The organism is Streptomyces sp. NPDC088733 (assembly GCF_044751185.1).
Taxonomy (GTDB): Bacteria; Actinomycetota; Actinomycetes; order Streptomycetales; family Streptomycetaceae; genus Actinacidiphila.
On sequence record NZ_JBIVLH010000007.1, the window covers coordinates 233661 to 259791 of the forward strand.

The following is a 26131-nucleotide window of genomic DNA, read 5'->3' on the forward strand; positions in this document are numbered from 1 at the left end:
GCCCGCGTCCTCCCACACCGTCAGTCGCCCTTGGCGTGCCCGGTCCGGGCCCACAGCGGCAGCCCGTACCAGCAGGCCAGGTACCAGACGGCCACCCCGGCCACGACATAGGGGACATAGGCGCCGTGCGTCGCCACCCGCAGCACGAGCAGCACCGCCGAGGCCATCGTGGCCAGCAGGAGGACGAGCCCGGCGAACGTCAGCCGCGAGGCCCAACGCACGCTCTGCGGCTTGATCCGCCGGCCGGCCACGATCCGGTGGAAGGACACCGGGCCGATCAGCGCCCCCGTCGCCGTCGCACCGAGCACCACGGTGACGATGTAGATGGTGTGGTCCACGACGCCGAGCCGCTGGTAGTGCGGGGTGAAGGCCACGGTGAGCAGGAAGCCGAAGAGGATCTGCACGCCGGTCTGGGCGACCCGGACCTCCTGGATCAGCTCACTCCACATGCGGTCCGCGCGTTCGTCCTCCGTCTCGTGCCGGCCTCGTCCTTCGTGCCCGTCCCCGGTGTCGGCCATCGTTCCCTCCCGGTTCCTCTGCGCGCGGCTTCGAGCGATATGTGCTTAATATGCGTTTCGCTGAGCTATGTAACATCTCATCAGATTGGGACGACCGATGGCGAAGACGTACCTTCTCCGCGGCACCGCCGCCGCCTGCCTGGCGGCCGCGGCACTCGCGTGGCCGGCCTCGGCCGCGGCCGCCACCACCCCGGCCCGCCCGGCGGCGGTCCCCTCCGTCGTGCAGGACGACGGAAACGGCAACGGCAACGGCCGGGATCGGGGTGACGACGACAACCGCTTCGGCAACGACCGGGGCGACTACAACCGCGACGACTTCGGCCGCGACGACGACCGCGGCGACGGACGCGACGGCGGACGTGACGGCGGACGCGGCGACGACCGTGGCGACGGACGTGGCGGACGCGACGACGACCGTGGCGACGGACGCGACGGCGGACGTGACGGCGGACGCGGCGACGACCGCGGTGACGGACGTGGCGGACGCGACGACGACCGTGGCGACGGACGTGGCGGACGCGGCGACGACCGCTGCGACGACGACCGCGGCTACGGTCGCGACGGCGGACGTGACGGCGGACGCGGGGACCGGCGCGGTGGACGTGACGACCGCTGCCGCGACGACCGCGGCGGACGCGGCGACCACGGCCGGCACCACTGCAAGTGCGGCCGGCACCACCACGGCCGGGGCGGCCACGGCGGCCACGGCGGCGGCGGCAACTACGGCGGGGGCGGCGGCGGCAACTTCGGTGGCGGCGGCGGTGGCGGCATCGGAGGGATCGGTGGCGTCGGCGGCGTCGGCGGCTTCCCCGACAAGGACGCCGCGGTCGCCCCGGTCGCGGGGGGCCAGGGGGTCAGCAACCGCTCGCTGTTCGACCCGAGCGTGCTCGACGTGCTCTGAGCCGCTCCGCGGACGACGGTCCGGCCGCCCCCTCGCGGGGCGGCCGGACCGTCGTGCCGTCAGCGGCCCAGCCGCGTCCTGGCGAGCGCCGCGACACCGACGGCCGCCAGGGCGATCTGGAGCAGCCACTCGATCCAGTCGACGCCCTCGGTGTCCGCGACCCCGAGTCCCGCGGCGACCGCGGTGCCGAGGAACGCGGCGACGATCCCCGCAACCATCGTCCACACCAGGCCGATCGCCTGCCGGCCGGGCGCCACCAGACGCCCCAGCACTCCGACGACCAGGCCGATCACGACCGCACTGACGATGCTCGACATCTCCACCCTGCCCCGGCCCGCGTACCCGCGTCCGTATGTGTGTCCGCATCCTCCCGGCTACCCGCGCCCGGAGCGTCCACGCGGGCCGGCCTCCCCGGCACCGGGCCGCGCTGTTTCACCGGCCGGGTACGGGGCAGCCGACGGCTGCCGGGGGACCCCGGTACACAGGCCCGGTTCAGGGAGGTCGGCCATGGGCACGACGGGAGCGGCCGCCGCGGTGCGGCCCGGCAGGGCGGGGCGGCGCGCGATCCGGGCCGGCGCACGTGCGGGACTGACGGCCCGTGGGGTCATCTACGCGCTGACCGGTGTGCTCGCCCTGCGCATCGCCTTCGACGGTTCCTCGCAGCAGGCCGACCGCGGTGGCGCGGTGGCCGAGCTGTCGGCTCAGCCCCTCGGCGGATTCCTGGTCTGGGCCCTGACGGCCGGACTCGCCGGAATGGCCCTGTGGCGGCTGTCGGAGGCCGTCTTCGGGGCGGCCGGGCCGGACGGCGGCAAGGTGTCCAAGCGCGTGCAGTCGGCGGCCCGGGCGGTCTTCTACGGCTTCGTCACCTACTCGGTGGCCACCTTCGCGGTGGACGGGGGGTCGGGCGGTTCCGGCGGCGGGGCCGGGGGGTCGAGCGACCGGACCTCCAAGGACGTCACCGCCGAGGTGCTGGGCTGGCCGATGGGCCGCTGGCTGGTCGGCGCGGCGGGCCTGGTCCTGGTGGGGGCGGGCGGCTGGACCGCCGTCCGGGCGATCATGCGCCGCTTCCGCAAGCACCTGCGCGTCGGCGCCATGTCGCCGCGCACCCGCCGGGTGGTCGAGGTCCTGGGAGTGGGCGGCGGCACCAGCCGCGGGGTGGTGTTCGCCGCCGCGGGCTGCTTCGCCGTGGTGGCCGCGGTGCGCTTCGACCCCGGCCGGGCCAAGGGACTGGACGACACCCTGCGCACGTTCCGTGAGACGCCCGCCGGGCCCTGGCTGCTGGCGGCGGTCGCCGCGGGCCTGGTGCTGTTCGGTCTCTTCTCCGGTGCGATGGCGCGCTGGCGCGAGGTCTGAGGGACGGCCGGGGCACCGGCCGCCGGCCGGTCAGCGCCCCGGCAGCTTCACCACGGTGACGAAGAACTCGTCGATCTGCCGGACGACCTCGATGAACCGCGCGAAGTCGACGGGCTTGGTGACATACGCGTTGGCGTGCAGCTTGTAGCTGCGCACGATGTCCTCCTCCGCCTCGGAGGTGGTGAGGACGACGACCGGGATGTCGCACAGCGAGGCGTCGGCCTTGACATCGGCCAGCACCTCGCGGCCGTCGTAGCGCGGCAGGTTGAGGTCGAGCAGGATCAGGCCCGGCCGGGGGGCGTCCGCGTGCTGCCCGCGGCGGTGCAGGAAGTCCAGCGCCTCCTCGCCGTCCCGCACGACGTGCAGGACGTTGCGGATCTTGTGCTCCTCGAAGGCCTCACGGGTCATCAGCTCGTCGCCCGCGTCGTCCTCGACCAGGAGGACGACGATGGGCTCCGGCTGGGGCGGCACGGTCATGGCGTCATTCCTCCAGTGCGGCGGGCCGCGTGGCGGCGGGCAGGGTGAAGCGGATGCGGGTGCCCTCGCGCGGCGCGGGGTCGAGCCAGATCCGGCCGCCGTGGTGCTCCACGATCTTCTTGGAGAGTGCCAGACCGATGCCGCTGCCGTTGCTCCCGGGCGCCCCCTCGCGCGGGCGCGGCACGACGCCGAAGACCTTCTCGGCGTAGGCGGGCGGTACGCCGATGCCGTTGTCGGTGACGGCGAAGGCGAGCAGGCCGTCCTCGTCCGGCCCGTCGGAGGTGATCGCGATCCGCGGTGCGCGCTCCGGCGAGCGGAAGGCGACGGCGTTGCCGAGCAGGTTCTGCCAGAGCATGGTCAGCAGCGTCGGGTCACCGATCGTGCGGGGCAGGGACGACGGCCGCTCGACCGCGGCACCGCACTCCCCGATCGGTCCGGCGAGGTCGGCCAGCGCCCGGTCCAGCGCCTCGTCCAGGGCGACCACGACATCGCCCTCGTCGGGGCGGCCCGAGCGCGCGAAGGCCAGCAGGTCGCCGAGGAGTACCTGCATCCGCTTGGCGCCGTCGACCGCGTAGGCGATGTACTGCAGCCCGCGCTCGTCGAGGCGGTCGCCGTAGCGCTTCTCCAGCAGCCGGCAGAAGGAGATGACCTTGCGCAGCGGTTCCCGCAGGTCGTGCGAGGCGACATAGGCGAACTGCTGGAGCTCGCTCCCGGCGCCGCGCAGCTGCTCCTCCCGCTGCCGGGCCTGTGCCAGTTCGGCGGCGGCGGACGAGCGGGAGCCCTCCAGTTCGCGCAGTGCCTCGCGCAGCGGGGCGAGCTGCCGCAGCGCCCTGCGGTGCACGAGAAGGGCGAGGCCCGCCGCGGCGAGCAGGAGGACGGCGAGAACGGCCGCGACGGCCCAGTACGGCATGGTGAGTCCGGCCCGCTCGTCGCCCGCGGCGGTGGTGGTGCGCGGCGGGGCGGCAACGGCCTGGTGGCCCACGGCCGGGCCGATCGGGGCCCGTGCGGGCGCCAAGCCGCCGGCGGCGGCCGCGTACCCGGCGGGCCGACCCGCCGCCGCGGCGGGCGAGGGCGGGAGGGCGGTGACACCGGCGACCGCGCCCGCCACCACGACCAGGGCGGCGGGGGCGAGGGCGATCCGTGCGGTACGGGTGGGCCGTGCGGGCCGTGCGCCGGTCATGACGCGGTGTCCCAGTCGAGGCGGACGACCGCGACGTCGTCGTCGAAGCCGCCGTGCCCGGCGGCCAGCGACTCGGCGCGGTCGATCAGGGTGTCGACGAACTCCGGCGCCGCCAGCCCGGCGTGCTCCCTGGCCAGCGTGAGCAGTCCGGTCTCACCGAGCCGCCCGTTGCCGGCCCGGCCCTCGAACAGCCCGTCCGTGAAGAGGGTGAGGGACTGCCCGGGGCGCAGGTCGAGCCGGCCCTCGGGCCAGTTCCCTGCGCCGGGGATCATCCCGAGGGCGGGGCCCCCGGGTGGTTCGGCGTACTCGACGTCGCCCTCCGGTGTGCCGCGCAGCAGGCCGTGGTGGCCGGCCCGCCACACCGACGCGCCGCGGCGGTCCGGGCTGAGGGTGAGCACCGTGGCGGTGGCGAAGATCTCGGGCGCCGCGCGCTCGGCGACCAGCACCTCCTCCAGCAGGGACAGCTGGCGTGCGCCCTGGACGCCGCTGAGGACGAGGGTGCGCCAGGCGATCCGCAGCCCGACACCGAGTGCCGCCTCGTCGGGACCGTGGCCGGACACGTCGCCGATGACGGCGTGGACGACGCCCTCCGCGGTCTCCACGACGTCGAAGAAGTCGCCGCCCAGCAGGGCGTCGACGCGGCCGGGGCGGTAGCGCGCGGTGACGCTGACGTCCTTGGTGCGCAGCATCGGGAGCGGGAGCAGGCCGCGTTCGAGCCGGGCGTTCTCCTCGGCCCGCATCTGGCTGGCGCGCAGGGCGACGGCGGCGCGTTCGGACTGCTTGCGCTCGACGGCGTACCTCAGTGCCCGGCCGAGCAGCTCCGGGTCCACACGCCCCTTGACCAGGTAGTCCTGGGCGCCGGCGGACACCGCCGCGAGTCCCGTGCGCTCCTCGGCCAGGCCGGTGAGCACGACGACCGCGGCCCGCTGGGTGAGGGCCAGGGCCCGGCCGAGGGCGGCCAGCCCCTGGCCGTCCGGGAGGTGCAGGTCCAGCAGGACGCAGTCGGCGGGGCGGGCACCGAGGGCGTCGCCGGCCTCGGCGAGGGAGCGCACCCAGCGCAGGTCGACCGGCACGCCGCTGTCGGCCACCAGTTCCTCGACCAGGAGTGCGTCGCCGGCGTCGTCCTCGACCAGGAGCACGGCGAGCCGCCGGCCCGTGCTGTCACCCGGTCTGGGGATCAACCCCCCAGGCGGAGTCAGGGTGTTGCCTTCCACATCGTCTCCCCACCCCAGCGATGCCCCTTGCGGGGCGATGGGATCGTACGCGAAGGACACCCTGGCGGGGCGGCCTTTGCCACACTGCGGATCATCTTCGATCATTGCCGTTGGGCAACAGTAATACCCTGCAACGGATACACGGGGCGCACCCGGGTCGGGAACAGCCCGTTCAAGAAGTGAGGATGCCGTGCGCGGCTATGCGCTGCGGCTCCGCCCGTCCGTCACGGCCGGGACGGCGGCCAGGCCCGTGGCCGACGCCGCGCTCCGGAAGGCCGCCAGTCCCTCCAGCAGGGCGCGCCGGGCCCGCTCGGGCATCGCGGCGACGACGGTGGCGAGCTCCCGCTCACGGCGTTCGCGCAGTTCGGTGAGGAGCGCCGCCCCGCGGGGCGTGAGCCACAGGCGCACCTCGCGGCGCGAGGTCGGGCTGATGTCCCGGGTGAGGTACCCCACCGCCTGCAGCCGGTCGCAGAGCCGGCTCATCGCGGGCGGCGCGGCGCCCAGCACCTCGCACAGGGTGCGCAGGTTGGCGCCCTCGTTCCCCTCCAGCGCGAACAGCAGGCGCAGCTGCGAGGGCGGGACGGGCGGATCCCCCGCGTCCCGGCCCCGGCCCCAGAGCACCTCCAGCGCCTCGACCATCGACGACGCCTCGGCGACGACGTCCCGGTCGGGCGGGCGGCTCGCGGACAAGGTCATCTCCTGGGCGTCATGTCCTGGGCCCGGAGCGGGCAGGAAACGGATATAGGGGTACACATCACGGCTCCCCTCGGCCCTGCCACCGTAACCGACCCTGCCCTCCTCCCAGAAGGACCCCCGCGAACCGGTGAACACCTCCGCTCTCCACGCCGCCGAGCGCGCCCTGCGCGCCGCCGCTCCCCATGCCCTCGCCGACGCCGTCCGCCGGATCCTGCGGCAGCACTACGGGGCGGGCGCGGTGGACGTCCTGCTGGCCGACTACGGCCAGACCGTGCTGCAGCCGGTGGCTGCCGGGGCCCGCGGCGGCGACGGCCTCGTTCCGATCGCCGGCAGTCCGGCGGGCCGGGCCTTCGGGGCGCAGGAGCCGGTCACCGAGGCCGTCCCCGGCGGTGTGCTGCTCCACCTGCCGGTGAGCGTGCGCGGCGACCGCATCGGAGTGCTGAGCGCCGGGTTCCCGGCGGAGACCGGCCCCGTGGACGCCGGAACCGTCGCGGACCTCGGCGAGATCGCCGAGATGCTGGGCCATCACATCCTGGTCGCCGACCGCGACACCGACCTGTATCTGCGGGCCCGCCGCCGCGACCGGCTCACCCTCGCCGCCGAGATCCAGTGGCAGCTGCTGCCCGGGCACTCGCTGGCCCGCCCGGGGTACTCGCTCGGCGCCCAGCTGGAACCCGCGTACGACATCCACGGCGACAACTTCGACTGGTCGGCGTCGGAGGACGACCTGACGCTCACCGTCACCAACGGCATGGGCCAGGGGATCGAAGCGGCCCTGCTGACCAGTCTCGCCGTCGGCGCGCTGCGCAACGCGCGGCGGGCCGGTGTGCCGCTGGCCGACCAGGCGGCCCTCGCCGACCAGGCGGTCTTCGCCCGGTACCGGGGCGGGAGCTACGTGTCGGTGCTGCTGATGCGCTTCGAGCCGGCCACGGGCACCGTCGACGTGGTCGACGCGGGGTCGCCGCGCGTGTACCGGCTGCGGGACGGGGCCGTGGACACCGTCCCCTTCGAGCCGCAGATGCCGCTCGGCATGTTCGAGGACACCCCGTACGTCGTCCAGCGGTTCGAGGTGCGCTCGGGCGACCGGCTCGTCGTCGTCAGCGACGGGGTGTACGAGACCGCTTCCGCGTCCGGCGAGAGATACGGCGAACAGGCCCTGGCGCGGGCGATGCTGGCCACCCGGCTCGTGCCGCCGGCCGATGTGCCGCGGGCCGTGCTGCGCGAGCTCCCCGGCTACCGGGCGGTGGCCGACGCCGAGGACGACGCACTCGTCCTCTGCCTGGACTGGGACCGGGCCGGGCACGCGGCTCCGTGAAGGGGGCCGTACGCTGCGGCAACGGCCGACGGCGGCACACGCGACCGGTCATACTGGTGTCATGACCAGGGCGGCGAGCGAGAGAGCGAGATCCCGCGCATGACGCAGTCCCGGGCCGCACGCCAGGAGGCGCCCGCAGCGGACGAACCGCGCCTGACGGTCGACGAGTTCGCGGCGCGCGCGGGGACGACCGTCCGCACGGTCCGGTTCTACAGCGCCAAGGGCCTGCTGCCGCCGCCGGAACTCGGCTCGCGCCGCGTCGGTCTCTACGGGCCGGACCATCTCGCGCGGCTCGCGCTCATCGAGGAGTTGCAGCACCAGGGACTGACCCTGGCCGCCATCGGCCGCTACCTCGACCAGCTGCCCGGCGACATCACCCCGCAGGACCTCGCCCTGCACCGGGCGCTGGTCGCCACCTGGATGCCGGACACCGCGGAGGAGGTTCCGCGCGCCCGGCTGGAGCAGCGGGCCGGACGGGAGCTGAGCGGCCACGACCTGGACCGGCTGGCCGCGATGGGGGTACTGCACCCCACCGCGGACCCGGAGGTCCTGCTGGTCAACCCCGCCATGCTGCACCTGGGGGTGCGTCTGCTGGACGTGCCGATCCCGCTGGAGACGGTGCTGGCCACCCGCGAGATCGTGCTGAAGCACGCCCGCGCGGTCGCGCACGAACTGCACCGGCTCTTCCAGCGCGAGGTGTGGCAGCCGTACGTGGCCGGGGAGCCCGACCGGGAGGACCGGGCGCGGATGCGCAGCCTCACCGAGGACCTCCAGCCAATGGTGGTGCAGGCCCTGGTCACCGCCTTCCAGCGGTCGCTGGCGGAGGAACTGCGCGTGACGGCGGCGGGGCTGGACGACGCGGAGAGGTGAGCCTCCGGGGGCGGCGGGCGCCGCCCCCGGAGGTGTGCGGGTCAGCCGTCGGTGAAGGTCTCGCCCCGTTCGGCCTTGCGCACCAGCAGTCCGGGCGCCGCGAAGCGCTCGCCGTACGCGGCCCGCAGCTCCTCGGCACGCGCGAGGAAGCCGGCCGGGCCGCCGGGGTAGCCGTTGATGTATTGGAGAACGCCGCCGGTCCAGGCGGGGAAGCCGATGCCGAGGATGGACCCGATGTTGGCGTCGGCGACGGAGACGAGGACGTTCTCCTCCAGGCAGCGCACCGAGTCCAGCGCCTCGACGAAGAGCATGCGCTCCTTGAGGTCCTCGAAGGGCACCTCCGCCGCCCCGGGCCGGGTGAAGTGCTCGCGCAACCCGGGCCACAGGCCCGTCCGCCTGCCGTCGGCGTACTCGTAGAAGCCGGCTCCGCCGCTGCGTCCGGGACGGCCGAACTCGTCGACCATGCGGTCGATGACGGCGTCGGCGGGGTGCGGCTGCCAGCTGCCGCCGGCCTCCTCCACCGCGCGCCGCGACTCGTCGCGGATCTTCCGGGGCAGGGTGAGCGTCAGCTCGTCCATCAGCGAGAGGACCTTGGCGGGGTAGCCCGCCTGGGCCGCGGCCTGCTCGACGGTGGCGGGGTCGACGCCCTCGCCGACCATCGCGACGCCCTCGTTGATGAAGTGCCCGATGACACGCGAGGTGAAGAAGCCGCGCGAGTCGTTGACGACGATCGGGGTCTTGCGGATCTGCCGCACCAGGTCGAAGGCGCGGGCCAGCGCCTCGTCGCCAGTGCGGCCGCCCTTGATGATCTCCACCAGCGGCATCTTGTCGACCGGTGAGAAGAAGTGCAGGCCGACGAAGTCCTCGCGGCGCTGCACCCCTTCGGCGAGCAGCGTGATCGGCAGCGTGGAGGTGTTGGAGCACAGCAGGGCGTCGGGGGCGACGATGCCCTCGATCTCCTGGAAGACCTTGTGCTTCAGGGCCGGGTCCTCGAAGACCGCCTCGATGACTGCGTCGCAGCCCGCCAGGTCCTGCGGATCGGCGGTGGGCCGGATCAGGGCGAGCAGCGCGTCGCGCTTCTCCTGGGTCGTACGGCCCTTCGCCAGGGCCTTGTCGAGCAGCCCCGCGGAGTACGCCTTGCCGCGCTCGGCGGCCTCGGCGGTGACGTCCTTGAGGACGACCTCGATACCGGCCTTGGCGCAGGAGTAGGCGATGCCCGCGCCCATCATGCCCGCGCCGAGGACGGCGACCTTGGTGACGGTGCGGGACGGGACGTCCTTCGGGCGGCTGGCACCGGAGTTGACGGCCTGCATGTCGAAGAAGAACGCCTGGATCATGTTCTTCGCGATCGGGCCGGTCACCAGCTCGGTGAAGTAGCGGGACTCGATGGTGAAGGCGGTGTCGATGTCGACCTGGGCGCTCTCCACGGCGGTGGCGAGGATGTTGCGCTGGGCCGGGTAGGGCGCGCCCGCGAGCTGCTTGCGCAGGTTGGCCGGGAAGGCGGGCAGGTTGGCGGCGAGGGCGGGGGTGCTGGGGGTGCCGCCGGGGATGCGGTAGCCCTTGGTGTCCCAGGGCTGCGCCGACTCGGGGTGCGCGTCGATGAAGGCGCGCGCCTTGGCGAGCATGTCCTCGCGGTCGGCGGCCACTTCGTGGACCAGGCCGTTCTCCAGGGCGCGCTTCGGGTCGTACTGGGTGCCCTGGAGCAGCACCTTGAGGAGCGCGTCGGTGATGCCGAGCAGCCGGACGGTGCGGACGACGCCGCCACCGCCGGGGAGCAGGCCGAGCGTCGCCTCGGGCAGGCCGATCTTCGAGCCGGGCGCGTCGAGCGCGACCCGGTGGTGGCAGGCGAGCGCGATCTCGTAACCGCCGCCGAGCGCGGCGCCGTTGACGGCGGCGACGACCGGCTTGCCGAGGGTCTCGATGCGGCGCAGGTCGCGCTTGATCGCCATGCCGGCCTCGAAGATCTGCGGCGCGTCCTCGGGCCCGGCCTTGATCATGTCCTTGAGGTCGCCGCCCGCGAAGAAGGTCTTCTTGGCGGAGGTGACGACGACGCCGCGGACGCTGTCGCGCTCCGCCTCCAGGCGGTCGGCGACGGCCCGCAGGGACTCCCTGAAGGCCTGGTTCATGGTATTCGCGGACTGGTTCGGGTCGTCGAGGACGAGGGTGACGACGCCGGTCTCGTCCTGCTCCCAGCGGATGGTGGTGTTCGTCGGAAGAGCGGTCATGTTCGGTCGGCTCCGTTGCGGGGTGCGGGACAGGAGGTCAGAGGCGTTCGACGACGGTGGCGATGCCCATGCCGCCGCCGACGCACAGCGTGGCGAGTCCGTACCGCTGGTCGCGGCGCTCCAGTTCGTCGATCAGGGTGCCCAGGATCATGGCGCCGGTGGCGCCGAGGGGGTGGCCGAGCGCGATGGCGCCGCCGTTGACGTTGACCTTGTCGTGGCTCAGGCCCATCTCCCGCATGAAGCGCAGGACGACGGCGGCGAAGGCCTCGTTGATCTCCACGAGGTCGATGTCGTCGATGGTGAGCCCGGCCTTGGCGAGCGCCTTGCGGCTGGCGGGGGCGGGGCCGGTGAGCATGATGGTGGGGTCGGAGCCGGAGACCGCGGCGGAGAGGATCCGGGCGCGCGGGGTCAGCCCGTAGCGCTCGCCGGTCTCGCGGTTGCCGATGGCGACCAGGGCCGCGCCGTCGACGATGCCGGAGGAGTTGCCCGCGTGGTGGACGTGGTCGATCTTCTCGACCCAGTGGTACTTCTGCAGGGCGACGGCGTCAAAGCCGCCCGCCTCGCCGATCGTGGCGAAGGAGGGCTTGAGGCCGGCCAGGCTCTCCGCGGTGGTGCCGGGGCGGATGTGCTCGTCGCGGTCGAGGACGACCAGCCCGTTGCGGTCCAGGACGGGGACGACGGACCGGTCAAAGCGGCCCTCCTTCCACGCCTCGACGGCGCGGGCCTGGGACTCGGCGGCGTAGGTGTCCACGTCGTGGCGGCTGAGGCCTTCGAGGGTGGCGATGAGGTCGGCGCCGACGCCCTGGGGGACGAAACCGGTGGTCCAGCTGGTCATCGGGTCCATGGCCCAGGCGCCGCCGTCGGAGCCCATGGGGACGCGGGACATGGACTCCACGCCGCCGGCCAGCACCAGGTCCTCCCAGCCGGATCGGATCTTGGCGGCGGCCATGTTCACGGCCTCCAGGCCGGAGGCGCAGAACCGGTTCTCCTGGACACCGGCCACCGTCTCGGGCAGACCGGCGGCGATCGCCGCGGTCTTGGCGATGTCGGAGCCCTGGTCACCGAGCGGGGTCACGACGCCGAGGACGACGTCGTCGATCGCGGCCGGGTCGAGACCGGGCAGGCGGCGCCGCAGCTCGTCGATGAGCCCGGTGACCAGGTCGACGGGCTTGGTGCCGTGCAGGGAGCCGTTGGCCTTGCCGCGCCCGCGCGGGGTGCGGATGGCCTCGTAGACGTAGGCGTCGGTGCTCAACGTCGGATGCCTTTCGGTGAGGGTGGTGGGGGGCCGGGCGGGTCGGTGCCCGGCGTGCGCGCCCGCGGGTTCGTGCGGGTCAGTCCAGCAGCGAACGGCCGATGATCTCCTTCATGATCTCCGTGGTGCCTCCGTAGATGGTCTGGACACGGCCGTCGGTGAATGCCCTCGCCACCGGGAACTCGGTCATGTAGCCGTAGCCCCCGTGCAGTTGGAGGCAGCGGTCGGCGACCCGCTTCTGCAGTTCCGTCGCCCACCACTTGGCCATCGAGGCGTGCACGGCGTCGAGCCGGCCGGCGGCGTGCTCGGTCACGCAGCGGTCCGTGAACGCCCGGGTGACCGCGCACTCGGTCGCCATCTCGGCTATCTCGAAGCGGATGTGCTGGTGCCGGGCGAGCGGGCGGCCGAAGGCCTCGCGCTCCTTGACGTACCGGGTGGTGATCTCCAGCAGGTGCTCGGCGGCGGCCGCCGCGGCGACGGCGATGCCCAGGCGCTCCTGCGCGAGGTTCGCCATCAGGTGGAAGAACGCCTGGTTCTCCGCGCCGAGCAGGTTCTCCTTCGGCACGCGCACGTCGGTGAAGAAGAGCTCGGCGGTGTCCTGCGCCTTCTGCCCGATCTTGTCGAGGTTGCGCCCGCGCTCGAAGCCGGGCATGCCGCGTTCGACGACCAGCAGGCTCAGGCCCCGCGCCCCGCCCTCGGGCGTGGTGCGGGCGACCACCACGACCAGGTCGGCGAGGATTCCGTTGGAGATGAAGGTCTTCGCGCCGTTCAGGACCCAGTGGTCGCCCGCGTCCACCGCGGTCGTGCGGATGCCCTGGAGGTCCGAGCCGGCGCCCGGCTCGGTCATGGCGATGGCGGTGATCAGCTCACCGCTGCAGAACCCGGGCAGCCAGCGGCGCTTCTGCTCCTCGGTGGCGAGCCCCGTCAGATACGGGCCGACGACGTCGTTGTGCAGGCCGAGGGCCAGGCCGTGCGCCCCGGCACGGGCGAACTCCTCGGCCAGGACGACCGCGTAACGGAAGTCGTCGGTGCCCCCGCCGCCGTACTCCTCGGGCACGGCGATGCCCAGCAGCCCCTGGCGACCGGCCGCGAGCCATGCCTCGCGGTCGACGATGCCCGCCTTCTCCCACCGCTCGTGGTGCGGCAGGACCTCCTTGGCGAGGAACGTCCGCACCGTCGCCCCGAACGCCTCGTGCTCGGCCGAGAAGAGCTCGCGCTGCATGCTGCCCGCCTTCCGGGAGGGACGTCGTGGTCGGTCAGGAGTCAGGGCCGGGCGGGCCGGGCGGCCTCGGTGGCCAGCGCCGGGACGTCCCAGTCGCGGGCGACCTCGGCGGTGTGGGCGCCGGGCCGGGCCGGCGGCCGGCGCAGACTCGCGGGGGTGGCGGAGAAACGGGGGGCCGGGGCGGGCTGGGTGACGCCGCCGGTCGTGACAAAGGTGGCGCGGGCGGCCAGGTGCGGATGCTCGGCCGCCTCGTACAACGACAGTACCGGCGCGACACACGCGTCGCTGCCCTCGAACAGCTCGGTCCACTCCTTGCGGGTGCGCGTGGCGAAGCGCTCCGCGATCAGCGACCGCAGTTCGTCCCAGCGCGCGAGGTCGCCGCGGTCGGGCGCGTCGCCGGGCAGCCCCAGCAGCCGGGCGAACTCGGCGTAGAAGGCGGGCTCCAGGGCGCCGACCGTCATCCAGGCGCCGTCGGCGGTCCCGTAGACCGCGTAGTACGGGCAGCCGCCGTCCAGCAGGTTGGCCGCACGGCGGTCCTGCCAGGCGCCCGCGGAGAGCATGCCCCAGATCATCGCGCCCAGGTGGGCGGCGCCGTCCACGATGGCGGCGTCCACGACCTGGCCCGCCCCCGTGGCGCGGGCGTGGTGGAGCGCGGCCAGCACGCCGGTCACCAGGTAGAGGGAGCCCCCGGCGTAGTCGCCGAGCAGATTGGCGGGGACGGCGGGCGGGCCTCCCGCGGGGCCGATCATGCCGAGGGTGCCCGCGGTGGCGATGTAACCGATGTCGTGTCCCGCGCTCGCGGCCAGCGGCCCGTCCTGGCCCCAGCCGGTCATCCGGCCGTAGACGAGGCGGGGGTTGCGGGCGTGGCAGTCGGCCGGGCCGACGCCCAGGCGCTCGGCGACGCCGGGGCGGTTGCCCTCCAGCAGGATGTCGGCCCGTTCGGCGAGGCCGAGGACCAGCGCGGCACCGCCCTGGTCCTTGAGATCGATCACGACCGAGCGCTTGTTGCGATTGGTGAGGTCGTGGTCCGGGTCGACGCCGAGGCGGGCGCCGCCGGGCCGGTCCACGCGGACGACGTCGGCGCCCAGGTCGGCGAGGAGCATCGCGGCGAAGGGGGCCGGTCCGATCCCGGCGAGTTCCACGACGCGCACCCCGGCGAGCGGGCCGCCCGCGTCCGGTCCGGGTGGACCCATGCGTCCCTCGGCCATCGTTCCTCCGGCCTCGTCGACGGGACATGACAGTAATGGTGTAACACTGATGATGCTATGGAGACCCGGAGCGGGTGACAAGGGGTGACGGACGTGGCACGGCCGGATGACGACGTACGGGTGAAGGACCTCTGGCGGGAGCTGGGGCTGCCGGGGATCGTCGACGTGCACACGCACTTCATGCCGGAGCGTGTGCTGGACAAGGTGTGGGCCTATTTCGACGGCGTGGGGCCGCTGACGGGGCGGCCGTGGCCCATCGCGTACCGGGAGGACGAGGAGGAGCGCGTCGCCGCGCTGCGCTCGTTCGGCGTCCGCGCCTTCACCTCGATGCTCTACCCGCACAAGCCCGCCATGGCCGCCTGGCTCAACGCCTGGGCGGCGGACTTCGCGGCGCGCACGCCGGACTGCCTGCACACCGCGACCTTCTTCCCCGAACCGGAAGCGGCGGACTACGTGCGGCAGGCGCTGGAATCGGGCGCCCGCGTCTTCAAGTGCCACGTCCAGGTGGGCGGCTTCGACCCCAACGACCCGCTGCTCGACGACGTGTGGGGGCTGCTCGCCGAGACCGGTGTCCCCGTCGTCACGCACTGCGGGTCCGGCCCGGTGCCCGGCCGCCACACCGGCCCCGAGCCGGTCGCCCGGCTGCTGGCCCGGCACCGGCGGCTGCGCCTGGTCGTCGCCCACATGGGCATGCCCGAGTACGGGGACTTCCTCGCCCTGGCAGCCCGTCACACCGGCGTGCACCTCGACACGACGATGGCCTTCACCGACTTCGCCGAGGCCGACGCCCCGTTCCCGGCCGCGCTGCGCGGGCAGCTGGCGGACCTCGGCGACCGCGTGCTGTTCGGCAGCGACTTCCCCAACATCCCGTACTCCTACCTGGAGGCGGTGGAGGCGATCACCCGGCTGGGCCTCGGCGACAACTGGGGCCGGGGCGTCCTCCACGACAACGCGGCCCGCCTGTTCGCCCTCGACTGAGCGCCCTCCGGGCGCCCTGACCACGGGGGCGGCGTGGGGGGCGGGCCCGGCGATCCCCGTGCCTCCGGGTGGCCAGAAGGTGCCCGCAAGGGCGGATGACGTGTGCGGCGATCCACCCGCCGCACAGCCTCACGGCCCGTCAGGCGGGCGGAATGCGGGACACCCCGCATGCGCCGCCCCGGGCGGCCTCGGGTCCCGGGGCCACTATTGCAGCGCCGCGTTAATTCGTTGAGGGGTCGGTGAAGGGCTGCGGGGGCCAAGTGCGGGCAGCCGTTGCGGTGGCAGGCGGCATGTTGTGCTCGTTGCCATCGTGGTTCGACGCACACGTAGATGGTGCTGCATCGCCTTCGCCGGGCGTTTCGGCACGCAGAGCGCACTGCTCCGCAAGCCGGCTCCTGTCGCGATCACCGCCTGCCCGATCGCATTCCTGACCTGGTGGTAAGCCGTGATGGCGGGAGGTTGAAGTTGGTCAGCGTCGGGGGCGCCGGATTTTCCTGTCGTCGAGGCTCGTGGCGGTGCCACGCAGTGTGCTGCGGCGGATTCCGCGGTTGGCCAGGTCGGCGGCTGCTCTGTCGCAGGCCCGCTGGACTGCGGCGGCGTCATCGGCGTCGGCGGGTTGCCGGACGACGCAGCGGTAGGTGGAATTGCGTGGCGGCAGCTCGGAGATGAGGGTTCCTTCGTCGGTCAACGTGGCGTTGAGGAGGTTGTGTTCGGCGGCGTTCCCGGTGAGTGCTGCACTCGGGCTTTGTCGAGGTCGGCAAACGTGCCGCGGACAATGCCGCGGCAGGTACGGTCACTCATGGGGCGAGGGTCTCCCTTCGAGGAGGGCGGGTTCGGCTGTCGGGTGTGCGTGGTTCTCGGCGAGCAGGGTGGCCAGTCCGTCGAGGAGGCGTTCGAGGCCGAAGGCGAAGCGGTCGTCCATGGACGGGGCGGTGAGGTCGCCAGCCAGGGCGACGAGGTTCGGGAAGGTCGTTTCCGGCAGTCCGCGCAGTCGGTCGGCCGCCGCCTGGGCGACTTCGGAACGGCTGGCGCCCTCGGTCTCGGATGCGGAGATGGGTGACTGTTCCTGGAGCACGAACCCTTGGACGAAGGCACCGAGAAGGTAGTTGGCCAGGGCGGCGTCGGCGTCGGTGAATCCGGCTTCACGTAGCCGGTCCAATTGCTCTTCCATGAGACGCAGCAGGTTCGGGCCGAGTGCGAGCCGCCCTGCGACGACCTTGGCGGAGTCGCGTTTGGCCAGCAGGTGCCGTCGGTAACGCAGCGAGTACTCGCGGAGCTGCTCCCGCCAGTCGCCCTGTCTGGGGGGCGCCTCGGCATCAGCCATGAGCTCGTCGGTGAGTAGGTCCAGTAGCTGTTCCTTGTTGCGGACGTGCCAGTACAGGGAGGCTGCCTTCACTCCCAGTTCGGCGGCGACCTTGCGCATCGACAGCCCGCTGATGCCTTCACGTTCCAGCACTCGCAGGGCTGCCGCCGCGAGGGTCTGGCGGGTCAGCCCCGGCTGTGCAGCGCCCTCGGCTGCGCTGTCCCGTGCCATCGGCCACCTCCGTCGAAGAAATCCGGCTTGCAATCTAACACCGTTAGGGGCAGGCTTTCGATTCCGATCGGCAAACTAACACCGTTAGGGTCTGTGATGGAGGAGTTCACCTCCCGGCGCAAGGGGCTCGTGCTTGCCACCTTGTGCGCCACGATGTTCATGGCGATGCTCGACAACGTCATCGTCAACAACGCCCTGCCCCGCATCGGGCAACAGCTGCACGCCGGTGTCAGCGGACTGCAGTGGGTGGTCGAGGGCTACAGCCTCGTCTACGCCGCAATCCTGCTCACCGGCGGCACACTCGGCGACCGGTACGGCCGCAAACTGATCTTTCTCACCGGACTGGCGCTGTTCACGGCAGGATCAGCGGCCGCGGCACTGTCCGGGGCAGTCGGCCCACTGATCGCCGCACGGATGCTGCAGGGACTCGGCGCGGCACTGCTCACTCCGGGCAGCCTGTCGATTCTGCGGCACGTCTTCACCGACGAAAAGGAACGGGCCCGGGCGGTCGGGCTCTGGTCCGGCGTCTCCGCCCTGGGCCTGGCGATCGGCCCGGTCCTGGGCGGGCCGATGGTGGATGCGTTCGGATGGGCCAGTGTGTTCTGGATCAACGTCCCGATCGGAGTGGCAGGGCTGCTGCTCGCCGCCCGAGCGCTGCCGGAGTTCGCAGGCAGGGCCAGGCGAGTGGACCTTCCGGGCCAACTGCTCTCGGTCCTCGGCTTCGGCGCCCTGGTCTACGTACTCATCGAAGGACCGGGCCGCGGCTGGACCGACACCCGTGTCCTGACCCTCGCAACAGTGGCGACAGCAGCCCTGCTGGCCTTCGTCGCGGTAGAACTCCGCACCACCGACCCCATGCTCGACCTGTACTTTTTCCGTGACCCGGTGCTCAGCGGAGCCGGGGTGACCGGATTCGTGATCAGCTTCGGCATGTTCGGGGCGTCGTTCTTCTTGCCGTTGCTCATGCAGGACGTGATGGGATGGGCGCCGTCGAGCGCGGGCCTGGCAGGGCTGCCCATGACCGCGATGATCGTCGTCGCCGCGCCGCTGTCCGGCACACTCACCGCGCGCTGCGGCCCCCGGATTCCGCTGGTGACCGGCCTGACCCTGTGCGCGGCAGCTCTCGCCGGCCTCTCGCTCTACGGTCAGCACGCCCGCTACCTGGAGTATCTGTGGGTGTTGCTCGCCATGGGAATCGGCATGGGGATGACCTTCACACCGGTGTCCGTCACCGTCATGAAACGCGTCCCGCTCGCCCAGGCCGGTATGGCCTCTGCGATCCTCAACATGCTGCGTGAGATCGGCGGCGTCGTCGGCGTCGCCGCCCTGGGAGCCGTTCTCACCAGCCGTCTGGCCGCCACGCTGACCGGATCGCTCGACCGGCTCGGCGTTCCCCCCGAAGCCCGCCAGGGCATCGCAGACTCGGCCGCCGGCACCGGTGCAGACACAACCCAGATCCTGCCCGCACCCGTCCACGACGCCGTGAACGCCGCCTTCGTCGAAGGGCTCCATCTGGCACTGCGTTGCGGCGGCGCGGCCATGGCCACCGCAGCTGTGCTCGTGGCCGTCCTCCTCCGCTCGACACCGAGCCAGGTCACCGAGCCCGCCGACGAACCGGTACAGCGAGACGAACCGGCTTATCGGTAAGAGGAGGACAAGCGGGGGGATGCGGCGGGCGACGGCGGTGGTCGTGATGCTGGACGAGGCCACTCGCAGGCGGTTGGAGCGGACCGTCGCGTCCGCATCCGGGCAGGTCCGGCAGGTACTACGGGCCAGGATCGTGCTGATCGCGGCGGACGGACCGACGAACAGCCAGATCGCTGTTGCCCGCGCCACCAGCCCGAACACAGTCTGATCATCAACATGCACGGACACGTCGTTCCAGGCGTCCCGAAACAACACCCGACCAGCTTGACCGAACGCATGAGGCCCCCGCACGGCGGAGAGCCGCACATGCCCGGGGCCGGGGCGGGATCCGCTCCGGGCGGCGCGCGTGCCCCGGACGACACGTTCGGGCGGTGCGGCGCGCGGGCGGGGGTCGGGCGGCGCACGATGGGGTGGCCCGATCCTCAGGCCGTCCCCGGGAGCCCAGCGCGATGACGCCCCGCACGCCCCGTCCGCACTGGCTGTTCGGCGACCAGTTGGGGCCGCATTTCCTCGACCCCGCGGGCGGTGGGCCCGATCCCGGGGCGCCCGTGGTGATGATCGAGGCGCGCTCGGTCCTGGCGCGCCGCCGCTTCCACCGGGCCAAGGCCCACCTGGTGCTCTCGGCGATGCGCCACCGCGCCGCGGAACTCGGCGACCGGGTCCACTACGTGCGGGCCGGGACCTACGCCGAGGGACTGCGCAAGGCGGTCGGCAAGGGCCCGGTGACCGTCTGCCGTCCGACCTCGCGCGCCGCGCTCGGCCTGGTGACCACGCTGGACGGGGTCGAGGTGCTGCCCGACCGCGGCTTCCTTGTGCCGGCGGCCGACTTCGCCGAGTGGGTGGACGGCAGGGAGGGCGGGCGGCTGCGGCTGGAGGACTTCTACCGCTGGGTGCGCCGCTCGCACGACCTGCTCATGGACGGCGACCAGCCGGTCGGCGGCCGCTGGAACCTCGACCACGACAACCGCGAGCCCCCGCCGCGGGACCGCCGCGGCGCCACGCTCGGCGCCCCGGAGCCGTGGCTGCCCGACGAGGACGCCGTCGACGAGGAGGTGCGGCACGACCTGGACCGCTGGGAACGCGACGGCCTGGTCCGCTTCGTCGGCCGCGACGGGCCGCGGCGCTTCGCCGCCACCCGCCGGGAGGCGCTCGCCGCGCTGCGCCGGTTCACCACCCACCGGCTGCCGGACTTCGGCCGCCACGAGGACGCGATGCTGGCCGGCGATCCGGTCATGAGCCACAGCCTGCTCTCGGCGCCGCTCAATCTGGGCCTGATCCATCCCGCCGAGTGCCTGGACCGGGCCGAACGGGCGCTGCGGTCCGGAAAGGCGCCGCTGAACAGCGTGGAGGGCTTCGTCCGGCAGATCGCCGGCTGGCGGGAGTACGTCTGGCACCTGTACTGGCACTTCGGCCCCGACTACCGGCACCGCAACGCGCTGCGCCACCGCACCCCGCTGCCGGACTGGTTCCTCGACCTGGACGCGGACGCGGTGCGGGCCCGCTGCCTGGCGACGGTGCTGGCCCAGGTCCGGGACACCGGCTGGACCCACCACATCCCGCGGCTGATGGTGCTGGGCAGCCACGCACTGCAGCGCGGCTGGGACCCGGAGCAGCTCACCGACTGGTTCCACCGCTGCTTCGTCGACGGCTACGACTGGGTCATGGCCCCGAATGTGACCGGCATGTCGCAGTTCGCTGACGGCGGCCTGATGACGACCAAGCCGTACACCTCCGGCGGCGCGTACATCCACCGCATGAGCGACCTGTGCGACGGCTGCGTCTACCGCCCGACGGAGCGGACCGGGGAGCGGGCCTGCCCGTACACCACCGGCTACTGGTCCTTCCTGCACCGGCACCGCGCCCGGCTGGCGTCAAACCACCGCACCGCGCGGGCAGTTCAGGGACTGGACCGGCTCGGCGACCTCCCCGACGTGCTGGCGCGGGAGGCCGGGCGCGGCGACGGACCTCCGTAACGGGCCCCGTGACGGACGTCGCACGGGGCGCACCCGTGACGGTGCGCAACCTTCGCCGCGCAGCGGGTACGCGAAGGGGGATGCGGCACGCCGCCCTCTACCCACCAGAGTCGAATTGTCACGGAGAGTAGCGAACTCAATGCACTCCAGGCACGTATAGTTACCTGCGTCACACCGGTAACAGGGAACGGTTAGGACTCCTGAGCGAGTCTCATACGTAGAGCCGCAGTTGGGCGCAGGGCCCGGAACCCGCCCGGCCCGGAGTGACAGTGAGGAGAAGCCATGCGACCGTTCGCGCTGATTCATGCCCGGCCGGCTACACCGGAAACGTTCACACCCAACTACACCTACGACTCCGCGCTTCAGCTGAACGTCCTGCCCGACGGACGTCCCGTCATCAGCGACCAGGGCCTGCTGCTGGCCACCGGCGCCACCGTCTCCACCGCGGGGTCCAAGACGCACTTCGACGACTGACCGCGCCTGCCCACCCGCTGCCCATGACCGTCCTGATCCTCACCTCCCCCGAGGACGTGACAGCCGACCTGGTGGTCGCCGCGCTGCACGACCTCGGGGCTCCTGTCGTGCGCCTGGACCCCGCCGAACTCCCCGGCGAGGTCTCCATGTCGGCCGAGTACGTCCGCGGCGACGTGCACGGCTACCTGTCCGTCCAGGAGCGCATGGTCAGCATGGGCAGCGTGCGCTCCATCTGGATCCGCAGGCCGGGCACCCCCGGCTCCGGCGCCGTCGAGCAGTCCGAGTGGCTGTCGGCGGAGGCCGGGCGGGCGCTGTACGGGGCCCTGCGCTGCGTGCCGGCGCGATGGATGAACCATCCCTCCGCCGCGGAGCAGGCCCGTTACAAGCCCTGGCAGTTGTTCACCGCCCACCACGCGGGGTTCGCGGTGCCGGCGACGCTGATCACCACGTTCCCGCAGGCGGCACGGGAGTTCGCCGAGCAGCATCCGCAACTGGTGGTCAAGTCCGTCTCCGGTACGCACCCGGGCAATCCGCCGATGGCCCTGCCGACCACCCTGGTCGCCCCCGACGCCGACTTCTCCGCGGTCGCGGCGGGCCCGACCCTGCTCCAGGAGTACATCCGCAAGGCCGCGGACATCCGGCTGACCTGCGTGGGGGGCCGGCTGTTCACCGCCCGCAAGAAGTCCGGCCCCGATCAGGTCGACGGGCGCTTCGGCAGTCCGGACGACGCGCGGTGGGAGCCCGTCACGGCCCCCGCCCGGATCGCGCGCGCCGTGCGCGCGTACATGGACACCGCCGGACTGGCGTACGGGGCCTTCGACTTCGCCGAGGACGAGGACGGCACCTGGTGGTTCCTGGAGTGCAACCAGGGCGGCCAGTTCGGCTTCGTGGAGCTGGCGACCGGGCTGCCCATAACGGACGCGATAGCGGGCTGGCTGGCACCCGACCCGGGCTGACGTATCGTCAGCACGCGGGGTCAGGACTCCCGGATGCCCCAGGGCGAGCCGTAGCCCGTCAGCAGGTCCAGGAAGGGCCGCGGCGCGAACGCCTCGGGCCCGAGCACCCCGGTGCCGGTCCAGGCGCCGGAGGCCATCAACTCCAGTGCCACCACGGGATTGACGGCCGTCTGCCAGACGACGGCCTGGGAGCCGTACTCGCGCATCGACCACTGGTTGTCGACCACGTGGTACAGGTACACCTCGCGCGCCCGGCCGTCCTTCGTCCCGGTCACCCAGGTCCCGGCGCACGTCTTGCCGTGCATGCGCTCGCCGAGCGTGGCGGGGTCGGGCAGGCAGGCGGCCACGACGTCCCGCGGGCTGACCCGGACCGGACCGCCGTCCCGGCCGGCGACCGTGACCGCCCCCGTACGGTCGAGTCCCAGCTGGTGGAGCGTTTTGAGGGTGCCGATGAACTCCTCCCCCAGCCCGTACTTGAAGGTCACCCGCCGCGCGTCGACCCAGCGCGGCATCAGCAGCACCTCCTCGTGCTCGACGTTGACGCAGCTGACGGGGCCGATGCCCTCGGGGAAGTCGAAGACCTCCGGCTCGCTGAAGGGGGCCGTGGTGAACCAGCCGCGGTCCTCCTCGTAGACCACCGGGGGGTTCAGGCACTCCTCGATCGTGGTCCAGATGCTGAACGAGGGCGCGAAGTCGTAGCCGTCGACGGTGAGGTTCGCGCCGTCGCGCACCCCGAGTTCGTCGATGGTGTCGAAGAGCTCGTCGGCCGCGTAGCGGGCGAAGACGTCCGACAGCCCGGGCTCGACGCCCATGCCGACCAGCGCCAGCCGTCCCGCCCTCTCCCACTCGGCGGCCCGCTCGAACTGCGCGTCGCCGAGCTTGACCCCGCACTCCTCGTACGGGCGCTCCGGATGCGGCCGGGACAGCGACATCGCCATGTCGAGGTAGTCGGCGCCCGCGGCGAGCGCCGCGCGGAACAGCGGCATCACGAAGCGTGGGTCGGTGGCGTTGAGCAGCACGTCGCAGCGGTGGGCGGTGAGCAGCGCCGTGACGGCGGCCTCGTCGGACGCGTCGACCCGCGCGGCGGTGAACCGGCGGTCGCCGGCGGTCGACACGGTGGCGACGGCGGCCTCCGCGCGCGCCGGGTCGTGATCGGCGACCACCATCGCCTCGAAGAACTCCCGCCGGGCCGCGATCCGCGTGATCGCGGTGCCCACGCCGCCGGCTCCCACAAGCAGTACCCGCATGGCTGTCCAGTCTCCGTTTCCGAGGCGGTGCCGCCTCTGGCAGGGGTGCCCCGTTGAGTCCGATGCACCCGATGCACCCGATGCCCTGATCGAACGCCCTGCCCGTTCCTACGGTCAATGGCGTTGGCATAAGCTCGGCTCAGCGTCCGGGAAGCGTGCGAGGGAGGCGGCCGTGCCGAAGAGACCGGTGTCCGAGGCGGAGCGCAGGCGCCGCCGCCCGACCCGCGGCGGAGCCGTCCTGTCGCACCGGCTGATCCTGGACACGGCGCTGCGCATGCTGCACGAGCACGGCAGCGCGGGGCTGACCGTGCGGCGGCTCGGCATGGCTCTCGGCGCGGACCCCAGCGCCCTGTACCGCTACTTCCGCGGCATGGACGACCTGATCCTGGCCATCGCGGACGACCTCATGGGCCGCGCCGCCGACGGCTGGCAGGGCACCGGTGCCTGGCGCGACGACCTGCGCGACCTGGGCCTGCGGGTCCACGCCGCCTATCTGGCGCATCCGCAGGCGGCCGTGCTGACCGCGGGCCGCGTCTCCGGCCGCCCCCATGAGACCGCCGCGGACGAGACCATCCTCGGCATCCTGCGCACGGCCGGGTTCCCCGATCCCGACGCGGTCGCGGTCTACCAGGCGTTCATCGACCAGGCCCTGGCCTTCGCCGCCCTCGACGCGGCCACCCTCGCCCTCCCCGCGGCGGCCCGCGAGGCAGATCACGCCGTGTGGGGCGCCACCTACGCCCGGCTCCCCGCCCGCACCCACCCGCACATCGCCGCCACGGCGGGCCTGCTGGTGGCGCGCATGAACCGCAGCGCCTACCCCACCGCGCTGGAGATGTTCCTCGACAGCGCCGAGGGCCGTCTGACGCGGGCGCGCGGCGCCGCGGCACCGGTACCGCCGGACCGCCGCCCCTAGGCCGAGGCGGGGCCCGCGCGGGACTCACGGCCGGTTCACATCGCCTTTGCATACTGGAAGGTCCGGGAAGGCCGACGAAAGAGGATCGCCGCGTGCGCGTGCTGGTGGTGGAGGACGAGGAGCTGCTCGCGGAGGCGATAGCGGAGGGGCTGCGGCAGGAGGCGTTCGCGGTGGACGTGGTCCACGACGGCGAGGCGGCGCTGGAGCGGCTGGGGGTCAACGAGTACGACGTGATGGTGCTCGACCGCGACCTGCCGCGGCTGCACGGGGACGAGGTCTGCCGGCGCACGGCCGCCTCCGGTGCGGACGTACGGATGCTGATGCTGACGGTGTCGACGACGGTCGCCGAGCGCGTCGCGGGGCTCAGCCTCGGAGCGGACGACTACCTGGCCAAGCCGTTCGCCTTCGCCGAGCTCGTGGCCCGGATCAGGGCGCTGGGCCGGCGGGTCCGCCCGGCGGCGCCGCCTGTGCTGGAGCGGGCCGGCATCCGGCTGGACCCGCATCTGCGGGAGACCTACCGGGACGGGCGGTACGTGGCGCTGTCGCGGAAGGAGTTCGCGGTACTGGAGGAGCTGCTGCGGGCGCAGGGCGGCCCGGTGTCGGCCGAGGACCTGCTGGAGCGGGTCTGGGACGAGAACATCGACCCCTTCACGACCATCGTGCGCGTCACGATCCGCGGCCTGCGCCGCAAGCTCGGCGAACCGGGCGTCGTGGAGACCGTCACGGGAGTGGGGTACCGGATCCGTTGAGCACCGCACCCGGCCGCACCGCACCCGGCCGCACCGCACCCGGCCGCACCGCACCCGGCCCCCCGACCGGCCGCTCCTGGCGCGGCAGCCTGCGCGTCCAGCTCACCCTGGTCTTCGGTCTGCTGTTCTTCGTGGCCGGCGGCGCCGTGCTGGCGGGGTCCTTGATCCTGGTCCGCCACAGCATGCGCTTCAGCCTGGACCTCGCCTTCAGCCCGAAGGTCTTCCCGGGGTCGGAGGTGACGAAGACGATCATCGTGGAGTCGATGCAGTCGAACCTGCTCGCCAAGGGCGGGCTGACGGTGCTGGCGGTCGGGCTGCTGGCGACGACCGCGGGCTGGCTGGCCGCGGGCCGGCTGCTGCGGCCGCTCAACCAGATCACGTCCACCGCCGAGCGCATCGCCGGCCGGACCCTGCACCGCAGGATCGCCCTGGACCTGCCCTCGGGCGAGGTGAAGCGGCTGGCCGACTCCTTCGACCGGATGCTGGACCGCCTGGACGGCGCCTTCGCGGGGCAGGAGCGCTTCATCGCCAATGCGGCCCACGAGCTGAAGACCCCGCTGGTGATCAACCGCACCCTGGTCGAGGTGGCGATGAACCGCCCCGGCGCCACTGAGGAACTGGTGCGGCTCGGCGAGAACCTGCTCGCCGTCAACGCCCGTCACGAGCGGCTCATCGACGCCCTGCTCACCCTGGCCCGCGCCGAGGACGCGCTCACCGACCGGGTGCCGCTGGACCTCGCGGACGTCGGCCGCACGGTGCTGGCCGCGACCGCGGCCGAGGCCGAACGGGCCGGTGTGCGGCTGGAGTCCGGCCTCGGCCCGGCGCCCGTGGTCGGCGACCCCATCCTGCTGGAACAGCTGGTGCGCAATCTCGTCGAGAACGCCGTCCGCTACAACGAGCGCGGCGGCCTCGTACGGATCACCTCCACCGATCTGCCGGGCGGCCCCCGGATCGTCGTCGGCAACACGGGTGCCGTGATCTCCGCGCACGAGATCCCGGTGCTCTTCGAGCCGTTCCGCAGGCTCTCCGACCGGGTCGGCTCCGCGCGCGGCAACGGCCTCGGCCTGTCGATCGTACGGGCCGTGGCGCAGGCGCACGGCGGCGATGTGACCGCCGAACCGCGCGCGGGCGGCGGCCTGACGGTGACCGTCGCCCTGCCCGCCCAGCATCCTCGCGGCGGTGTGAGGAGGGCGTGAGCCCCGGCGCTCACCGCCGTTTCACCTGCCGGC

The 26131-nt window shown here is 73.0% G+C and carries 25 protein-coding genes; 12 read left to right on the top strand and 13 right to left on the bottom strand.

What is annotated here, in order from left to right; all coding sequences use genetic code 11:
• Positions 1 to 20 precede the first annotated feature (20 nt).
• A complete protein-coding gene (locus tag ACIP64_RS15610) occupies positions 21 to 518 on the bottom strand; it encodes a DUF6328 family protein (RefSeq protein WP_401586167.1) in 498 nt (165 codons plus the stop codon).
• A gap of 97 nt (positions 519 to 615) precedes the next feature.
• On the opposite strand from ACIP64_RS15610, the gene ACIP64_RS15615 reads away from it, so the two are divergent.
• Positions 616 to 1419, top strand: a complete 804-nt coding sequence (locus ACIP64_RS15615) for a hypothetical protein (protein ID WP_401586169.1) — start codon at positions 616 to 618, stop codon at positions 1417 to 1419.
• Positions 1420 to 1478: 59 nt separating this feature from the next.
• Here the strand turns inward: ACIP64_RS15615 and ACIP64_RS15620 are convergent, their stop codons facing one another.
• On the bottom strand, positions 1479 to 1742 hold the full coding sequence (locus tag ACIP64_RS15620) for a GlsB/YeaQ/YmgE family stress response membrane protein (RefSeq protein WP_401586171.1): 264 nt from the start codon (positions 1740 to 1742) through the stop codon (positions 1479 to 1481).
• A 184-nt stretch (positions 1743 to 1926) separates the two neighbouring features.
• Here ACIP64_RS15620 and ACIP64_RS15625 point away from each other — a divergent pair, with 184 nt between their 5' ends.
• Complete coding sequence (locus ACIP64_RS15625) at positions 1927 to 2772, top strand: DUF1206 domain-containing protein (RefSeq protein WP_401586173.1); 846 nt, start codon at positions 1927 to 1929, stop codon at positions 2770 to 2772.
• 30 nt (positions 2773 to 2802) lie between these two features.
• Here the strand turns inward: ACIP64_RS15625 and ACIP64_RS15630 are convergent, their stop codons facing one another.
• The 4 genes from ACIP64_RS15630 to ACIP64_RS15645 all read right to left on the bottom strand — a co-directional run bounded on the left by ACIP64_RS15630 (position 2803) and on the right by ACIP64_RS15645 (position 6339).
• On the bottom strand, positions 2803 to 3249 hold the full coding sequence (locus ACIP64_RS15630) for a response regulator (protein ID WP_401586176.1): 447 nt from the start codon (positions 3247 to 3249) through the stop codon (positions 2803 to 2805).
• A 4-nt stretch (positions 3250 to 3253) separates the two neighbouring features.
• The gene (locus tag ACIP64_RS15635; protein ID WP_401586179.1) at positions 3254 to 4429 is read right to left on the bottom strand and encodes an ATP-binding protein; all 1176 of its coding nucleotides are present in this window, start codon (positions 4427 to 4429) and stop codon (positions 3254 to 3256) included.
• Positions 4426 to 5610 (bottom strand): PP2C family protein-serine/threonine phosphatase, encoded by a 1185-nt coding sequence (locus ACIP64_RS15640; RefSeq protein ID WP_401586182.1) that lies wholly within the window; start codon positions 5608 to 5610, stop codon positions 4426 to 4428. Before ACIP64_RS15640 ends, ACIP64_RS15635 begins: the two co-directional genes overlap by 4 nt.
• A 231-nt stretch (positions 5611 to 5841) precedes the next feature.
• Positions 5842 to 6339 (bottom strand): MarR family winged helix-turn-helix transcriptional regulator, encoded by a 498-nt coding sequence (locus tag ACIP64_RS15645; RefSeq protein WP_401586185.1) that lies wholly within the window; start codon positions 6337 to 6339, stop codon positions 5842 to 5844.
• A 127-nt stretch (positions 6340 to 6466) separates the two neighbouring features.
• Here ACIP64_RS15645 and ACIP64_RS15650 point away from each other — a divergent pair, with 127 nt between their 5' ends.
• Both ACIP64_RS15650 and ACIP64_RS15655 read left to right on the top strand, forming a co-directional pair.
• A complete protein-coding gene (locus ACIP64_RS15650) occupies positions 6467 to 7654 on the top strand; it encodes a PP2C family protein-serine/threonine phosphatase (RefSeq protein ID WP_401586188.1) in 1188 nt (395 codons plus the stop codon).
• A gap of 99 nt (positions 7655 to 7753) precedes the next feature.
• Positions 7754 to 8524: a MerR family transcriptional regulator gene (locus ACIP64_RS15655; RefSeq protein WP_401586191.1), complete on the top strand. Its 771-nt coding sequence runs from the start codon at positions 7754 to 7756 to the stop codon at positions 8522 to 8524.
• Positions 8525 to 8565: 41 nt separating this feature from the next.
• Here the strand turns inward: ACIP64_RS15655 and ACIP64_RS15660 are convergent, their stop codons facing one another.
• The 4 genes from ACIP64_RS15660 to ACIP64_RS15675 all read right to left on the bottom strand — a co-directional run bounded on the left by ACIP64_RS15660 (position 8566) and on the right by ACIP64_RS15675 (position 14416).
• Entirely contained in the window at positions 8566 to 10749 is a 2184-nt protein-coding gene (locus tag ACIP64_RS15660) for a 3-hydroxyacyl-CoA dehydrogenase NAD-binding domain-containing protein (protein WP_401586194.1), read from the bottom strand.
• Between the two features lie 37 nt (positions 10750 to 10786).
• A complete protein-coding gene (locus ACIP64_RS15665; RefSeq protein WP_401586197.1) occupies positions 10787 to 12001 on the bottom strand; it encodes an acetyl-CoA C-acetyltransferase in 1215 nt (404 codons plus the stop codon).
• 79 nt (positions 12002 to 12080) lie between these two features.
• Entirely contained in the window at positions 12081 to 13223 is a 1143-nt protein-coding gene (locus ACIP64_RS15670; protein ID WP_401586200.1) for an acyl-CoA dehydrogenase family protein, read from the bottom strand.
• A gap of 41 nt (positions 13224 to 13264) precedes the next feature.
• Complete coding sequence (locus ACIP64_RS15675; RefSeq protein ID WP_401586202.1) at positions 13265 to 14416, bottom strand: CaiB/BaiF CoA transferase family protein; 1152 nt, start codon at positions 14414 to 14416, stop codon at positions 13265 to 13267.
• Between the two features lie 108 nt (positions 14417 to 14524).
• On the opposite strand from ACIP64_RS15675, the gene ACIP64_RS15680 reads away from it, so the two are divergent.
• On the top strand, positions 14525 to 15409 hold the full coding sequence (locus ACIP64_RS15680; protein WP_401586205.1) for an amidohydrolase family protein: 885 nt from the start codon (positions 14525 to 14527) through the stop codon (positions 15407 to 15409).
• 469 nt (positions 15410 to 15878) lie between these two features.
• Here ACIP64_RS15680 and ACIP64_RS15685 read toward each other — a convergent pair whose 3' ends face one another.
• Entirely contained in the window at positions 15879 to 16196 is a 318-nt protein-coding gene (locus ACIP64_RS15685; protein ID WP_401586518.1) for a DUF6204 family protein, read from the bottom strand.
• A gap of 6 nt (positions 16197 to 16202) precedes the next feature.
• Complete coding sequence (locus ACIP64_RS15690; protein ID WP_401586207.1) at positions 16203 to 16943, bottom strand: TetR/AcrR family transcriptional regulator; 741 nt, start codon at positions 16941 to 16943, stop codon at positions 16203 to 16205.
• 96 nt (positions 16944 to 17039) lie between these two features.
• On the opposite strand from ACIP64_RS15690, the gene ACIP64_RS15695 reads away from it, so the two are divergent.
• From ACIP64_RS15695 to tgmB, 4 genes are all read left to right on the top strand, one after another.
• Entirely contained in the window at positions 17040 to 18590 is a 1551-nt protein-coding gene (locus ACIP64_RS15695; protein ID WP_401586210.1) for an MFS transporter, read from the top strand.
• Between the two features lie 449 nt (positions 18591 to 19039).
• Positions 19040 to 20563, top strand: a complete 1524-nt coding sequence (locus ACIP64_RS15700; RefSeq protein ID WP_401586212.1) for a cryptochrome/photolyase family protein — start codon at positions 19040 to 19042, stop codon at positions 20561 to 20563.
• A gap of 282 nt (positions 20564 to 20845) precedes the next feature.
• The gene (gene tgmA / locus ACIP64_RS15705; protein WP_360910595.1) at positions 20846 to 21037 is read left to right on the top strand and encodes a putative ATP-grasp-modified RiPP; all 192 of its coding nucleotides are present in this window, start codon (positions 20846 to 20848) and stop codon (positions 21035 to 21037) included.
• Between the two features lie 23 nt (positions 21038 to 21060).
• Complete coding sequence (gene tgmB / locus ACIP64_RS15710; protein WP_401586215.1) at positions 21061 to 21993, top strand: ATP-grasp ribosomal peptide maturase; 933 nt, start codon at positions 21061 to 21063, stop codon at positions 21991 to 21993.
• Between the two features lie 20 nt (positions 21994 to 22013).
• On the opposite strand, the gene ACIP64_RS15715 is transcribed toward tgmB, so the two are convergent.
• Positions 22014 to 23240: a saccharopine dehydrogenase family protein gene (locus ACIP64_RS15715; RefSeq protein WP_401586218.1), complete on the bottom strand. Its 1227-nt coding sequence runs from the start codon at positions 23238 to 23240 to the stop codon at positions 22014 to 22016.
• Positions 23241 to 23412: 172 nt separating this feature from the next.
• Between ACIP64_RS15715 and ACIP64_RS15720 the strand changes: the two genes are divergently transcribed.
• From ACIP64_RS15720 to ACIP64_RS15730, 3 genes are all read left to right on the top strand, one after another.
• A complete protein-coding gene (locus ACIP64_RS15720; RefSeq protein ID WP_401586221.1) occupies positions 23413 to 24153 on the top strand; it encodes a TetR/AcrR family transcriptional regulator in 741 nt (246 codons plus the stop codon).
• Between the two features lie 92 nt (positions 24154 to 24245).
• Positions 24246 to 24902, top strand: a complete 657-nt coding sequence (locus tag ACIP64_RS15725) for a response regulator transcription factor (protein WP_401586224.1) — start codon at positions 24246 to 24248, stop codon at positions 24900 to 24902.
• Positions 24899 to 26098: a sensor histidine kinase gene (locus ACIP64_RS15730; protein ID WP_401586227.1), complete on the top strand. Its 1200-nt coding sequence runs from the start codon at positions 24899 to 24901 to the stop codon at positions 26096 to 26098. Before ACIP64_RS15725 ends, ACIP64_RS15730 begins: the two co-directional genes overlap by 4 nt.
• Positions 26099 to 26131 lie beyond the last annotated feature (33 nt).

What these genes read in the sequence shown, in the direction of transcription:
- ACIP64_RS15610 (WP_401586167.1), bottom strand. Translation starts at nt 518, where the DNA reads ATGGCCGACACCGGGGACGGGCACGAAGGACGAGGCCGGCACGAGACG.
- ACIP64_RS15615 (WP_401586169.1), top strand. Translation starts at nt 616, where the DNA reads ATGGCGAAGACGTACCTTCTCCGCGGCACCGCCGCCGCCTGCCTGGCG.
- ACIP64_RS15625 (WP_401586173.1), top strand. Translation starts at nt 1,927, where the DNA reads ATGGGCACGACGGGAGCGGCCGCCGCGGTGCGGCCCGGCAGGGCGGGG.
- ACIP64_RS15630 (WP_401586176.1), bottom strand. Translation starts at nt 3,249, where the DNA reads ATGACCGTGCCGCCCCAGCCGGAGCCCATCGTCGTCCTCCTGGTCGAG.
- ACIP64_RS15635 (WP_401586179.1), bottom strand. Translation starts at nt 4,429, where the DNA reads ATGACCGGCGCACGGCCCGCACGGCCCACCCGTACCGCACGGATCGCC.
- ACIP64_RS15645 (WP_401586185.1), bottom strand. Translation starts at nt 6,339, where the DNA reads ATGACCTTGTCCGCGAGCCGCCCGCCCGACCGGGACGTCGTCGCCGAG.
- ACIP64_RS15655 (WP_401586191.1), top strand. Translation starts at nt 7,754, where the DNA reads ATGACGCAGTCCCGGGCCGCACGCCAGGAGGCGCCCGCAGCGGACGAA.
- ACIP64_RS15660 (WP_401586194.1), bottom strand. Translation starts at nt 10,749, where the DNA reads ATGACCGCTCTTCCGACGAACACCACCATCCGCTGGGAGCAGGACGAG.
- ACIP64_RS15670 (WP_401586200.1), bottom strand. Translation starts at nt 13,223, where the DNA reads ATGCAGCGCGAGCTCTTCTCGGCCGAGCACGAGGCGTTCGGGGCGACG.
- ACIP64_RS15675 (WP_401586202.1), bottom strand. Translation starts at nt 14,416, where the DNA reads ATGGGTCCACCCGGACCGGACGCGGGCGGCCCGCTCGCCGGGGTGCGC.
- ACIP64_RS15690 (WP_401586207.1), bottom strand. Translation starts at nt 16,943, where the DNA reads ATGGCACGGGACAGCGCAGCCGAGGGCGCTGCACAGCCGGGGCTGACC.
- ACIP64_RS15695 (WP_401586210.1), top strand. Translation starts at nt 17,040, where the DNA reads ATGGAGGAGTTCACCTCCCGGCGCAAGGGGCTCGTGCTTGCCACCTTG.
- ACIP64_RS15700 (WP_401586212.1), top strand. Translation starts at nt 19,040, where the DNA reads ATGACGCCCCGCACGCCCCGTCCGCACTGGCTGTTCGGCGACCAGTTG.
- tgmA (WP_360910595.1), top strand. Translation starts at nt 20,846, where the DNA reads ATGCGACCGTTCGCGCTGATTCATGCCCGGCCGGCTACACCGGAAACG.
- tgmB (WP_401586215.1), top strand. Translation starts at nt 21,061, where the DNA reads ATGACCGTCCTGATCCTCACCTCCCCCGAGGACGTGACAGCCGACCTG.
- ACIP64_RS15715 (WP_401586218.1), bottom strand. Translation starts at nt 23,240, where the DNA reads ATGCGGGTACTGCTTGTGGGAGCCGGCGGCGTGGGCACCGCGATCACG.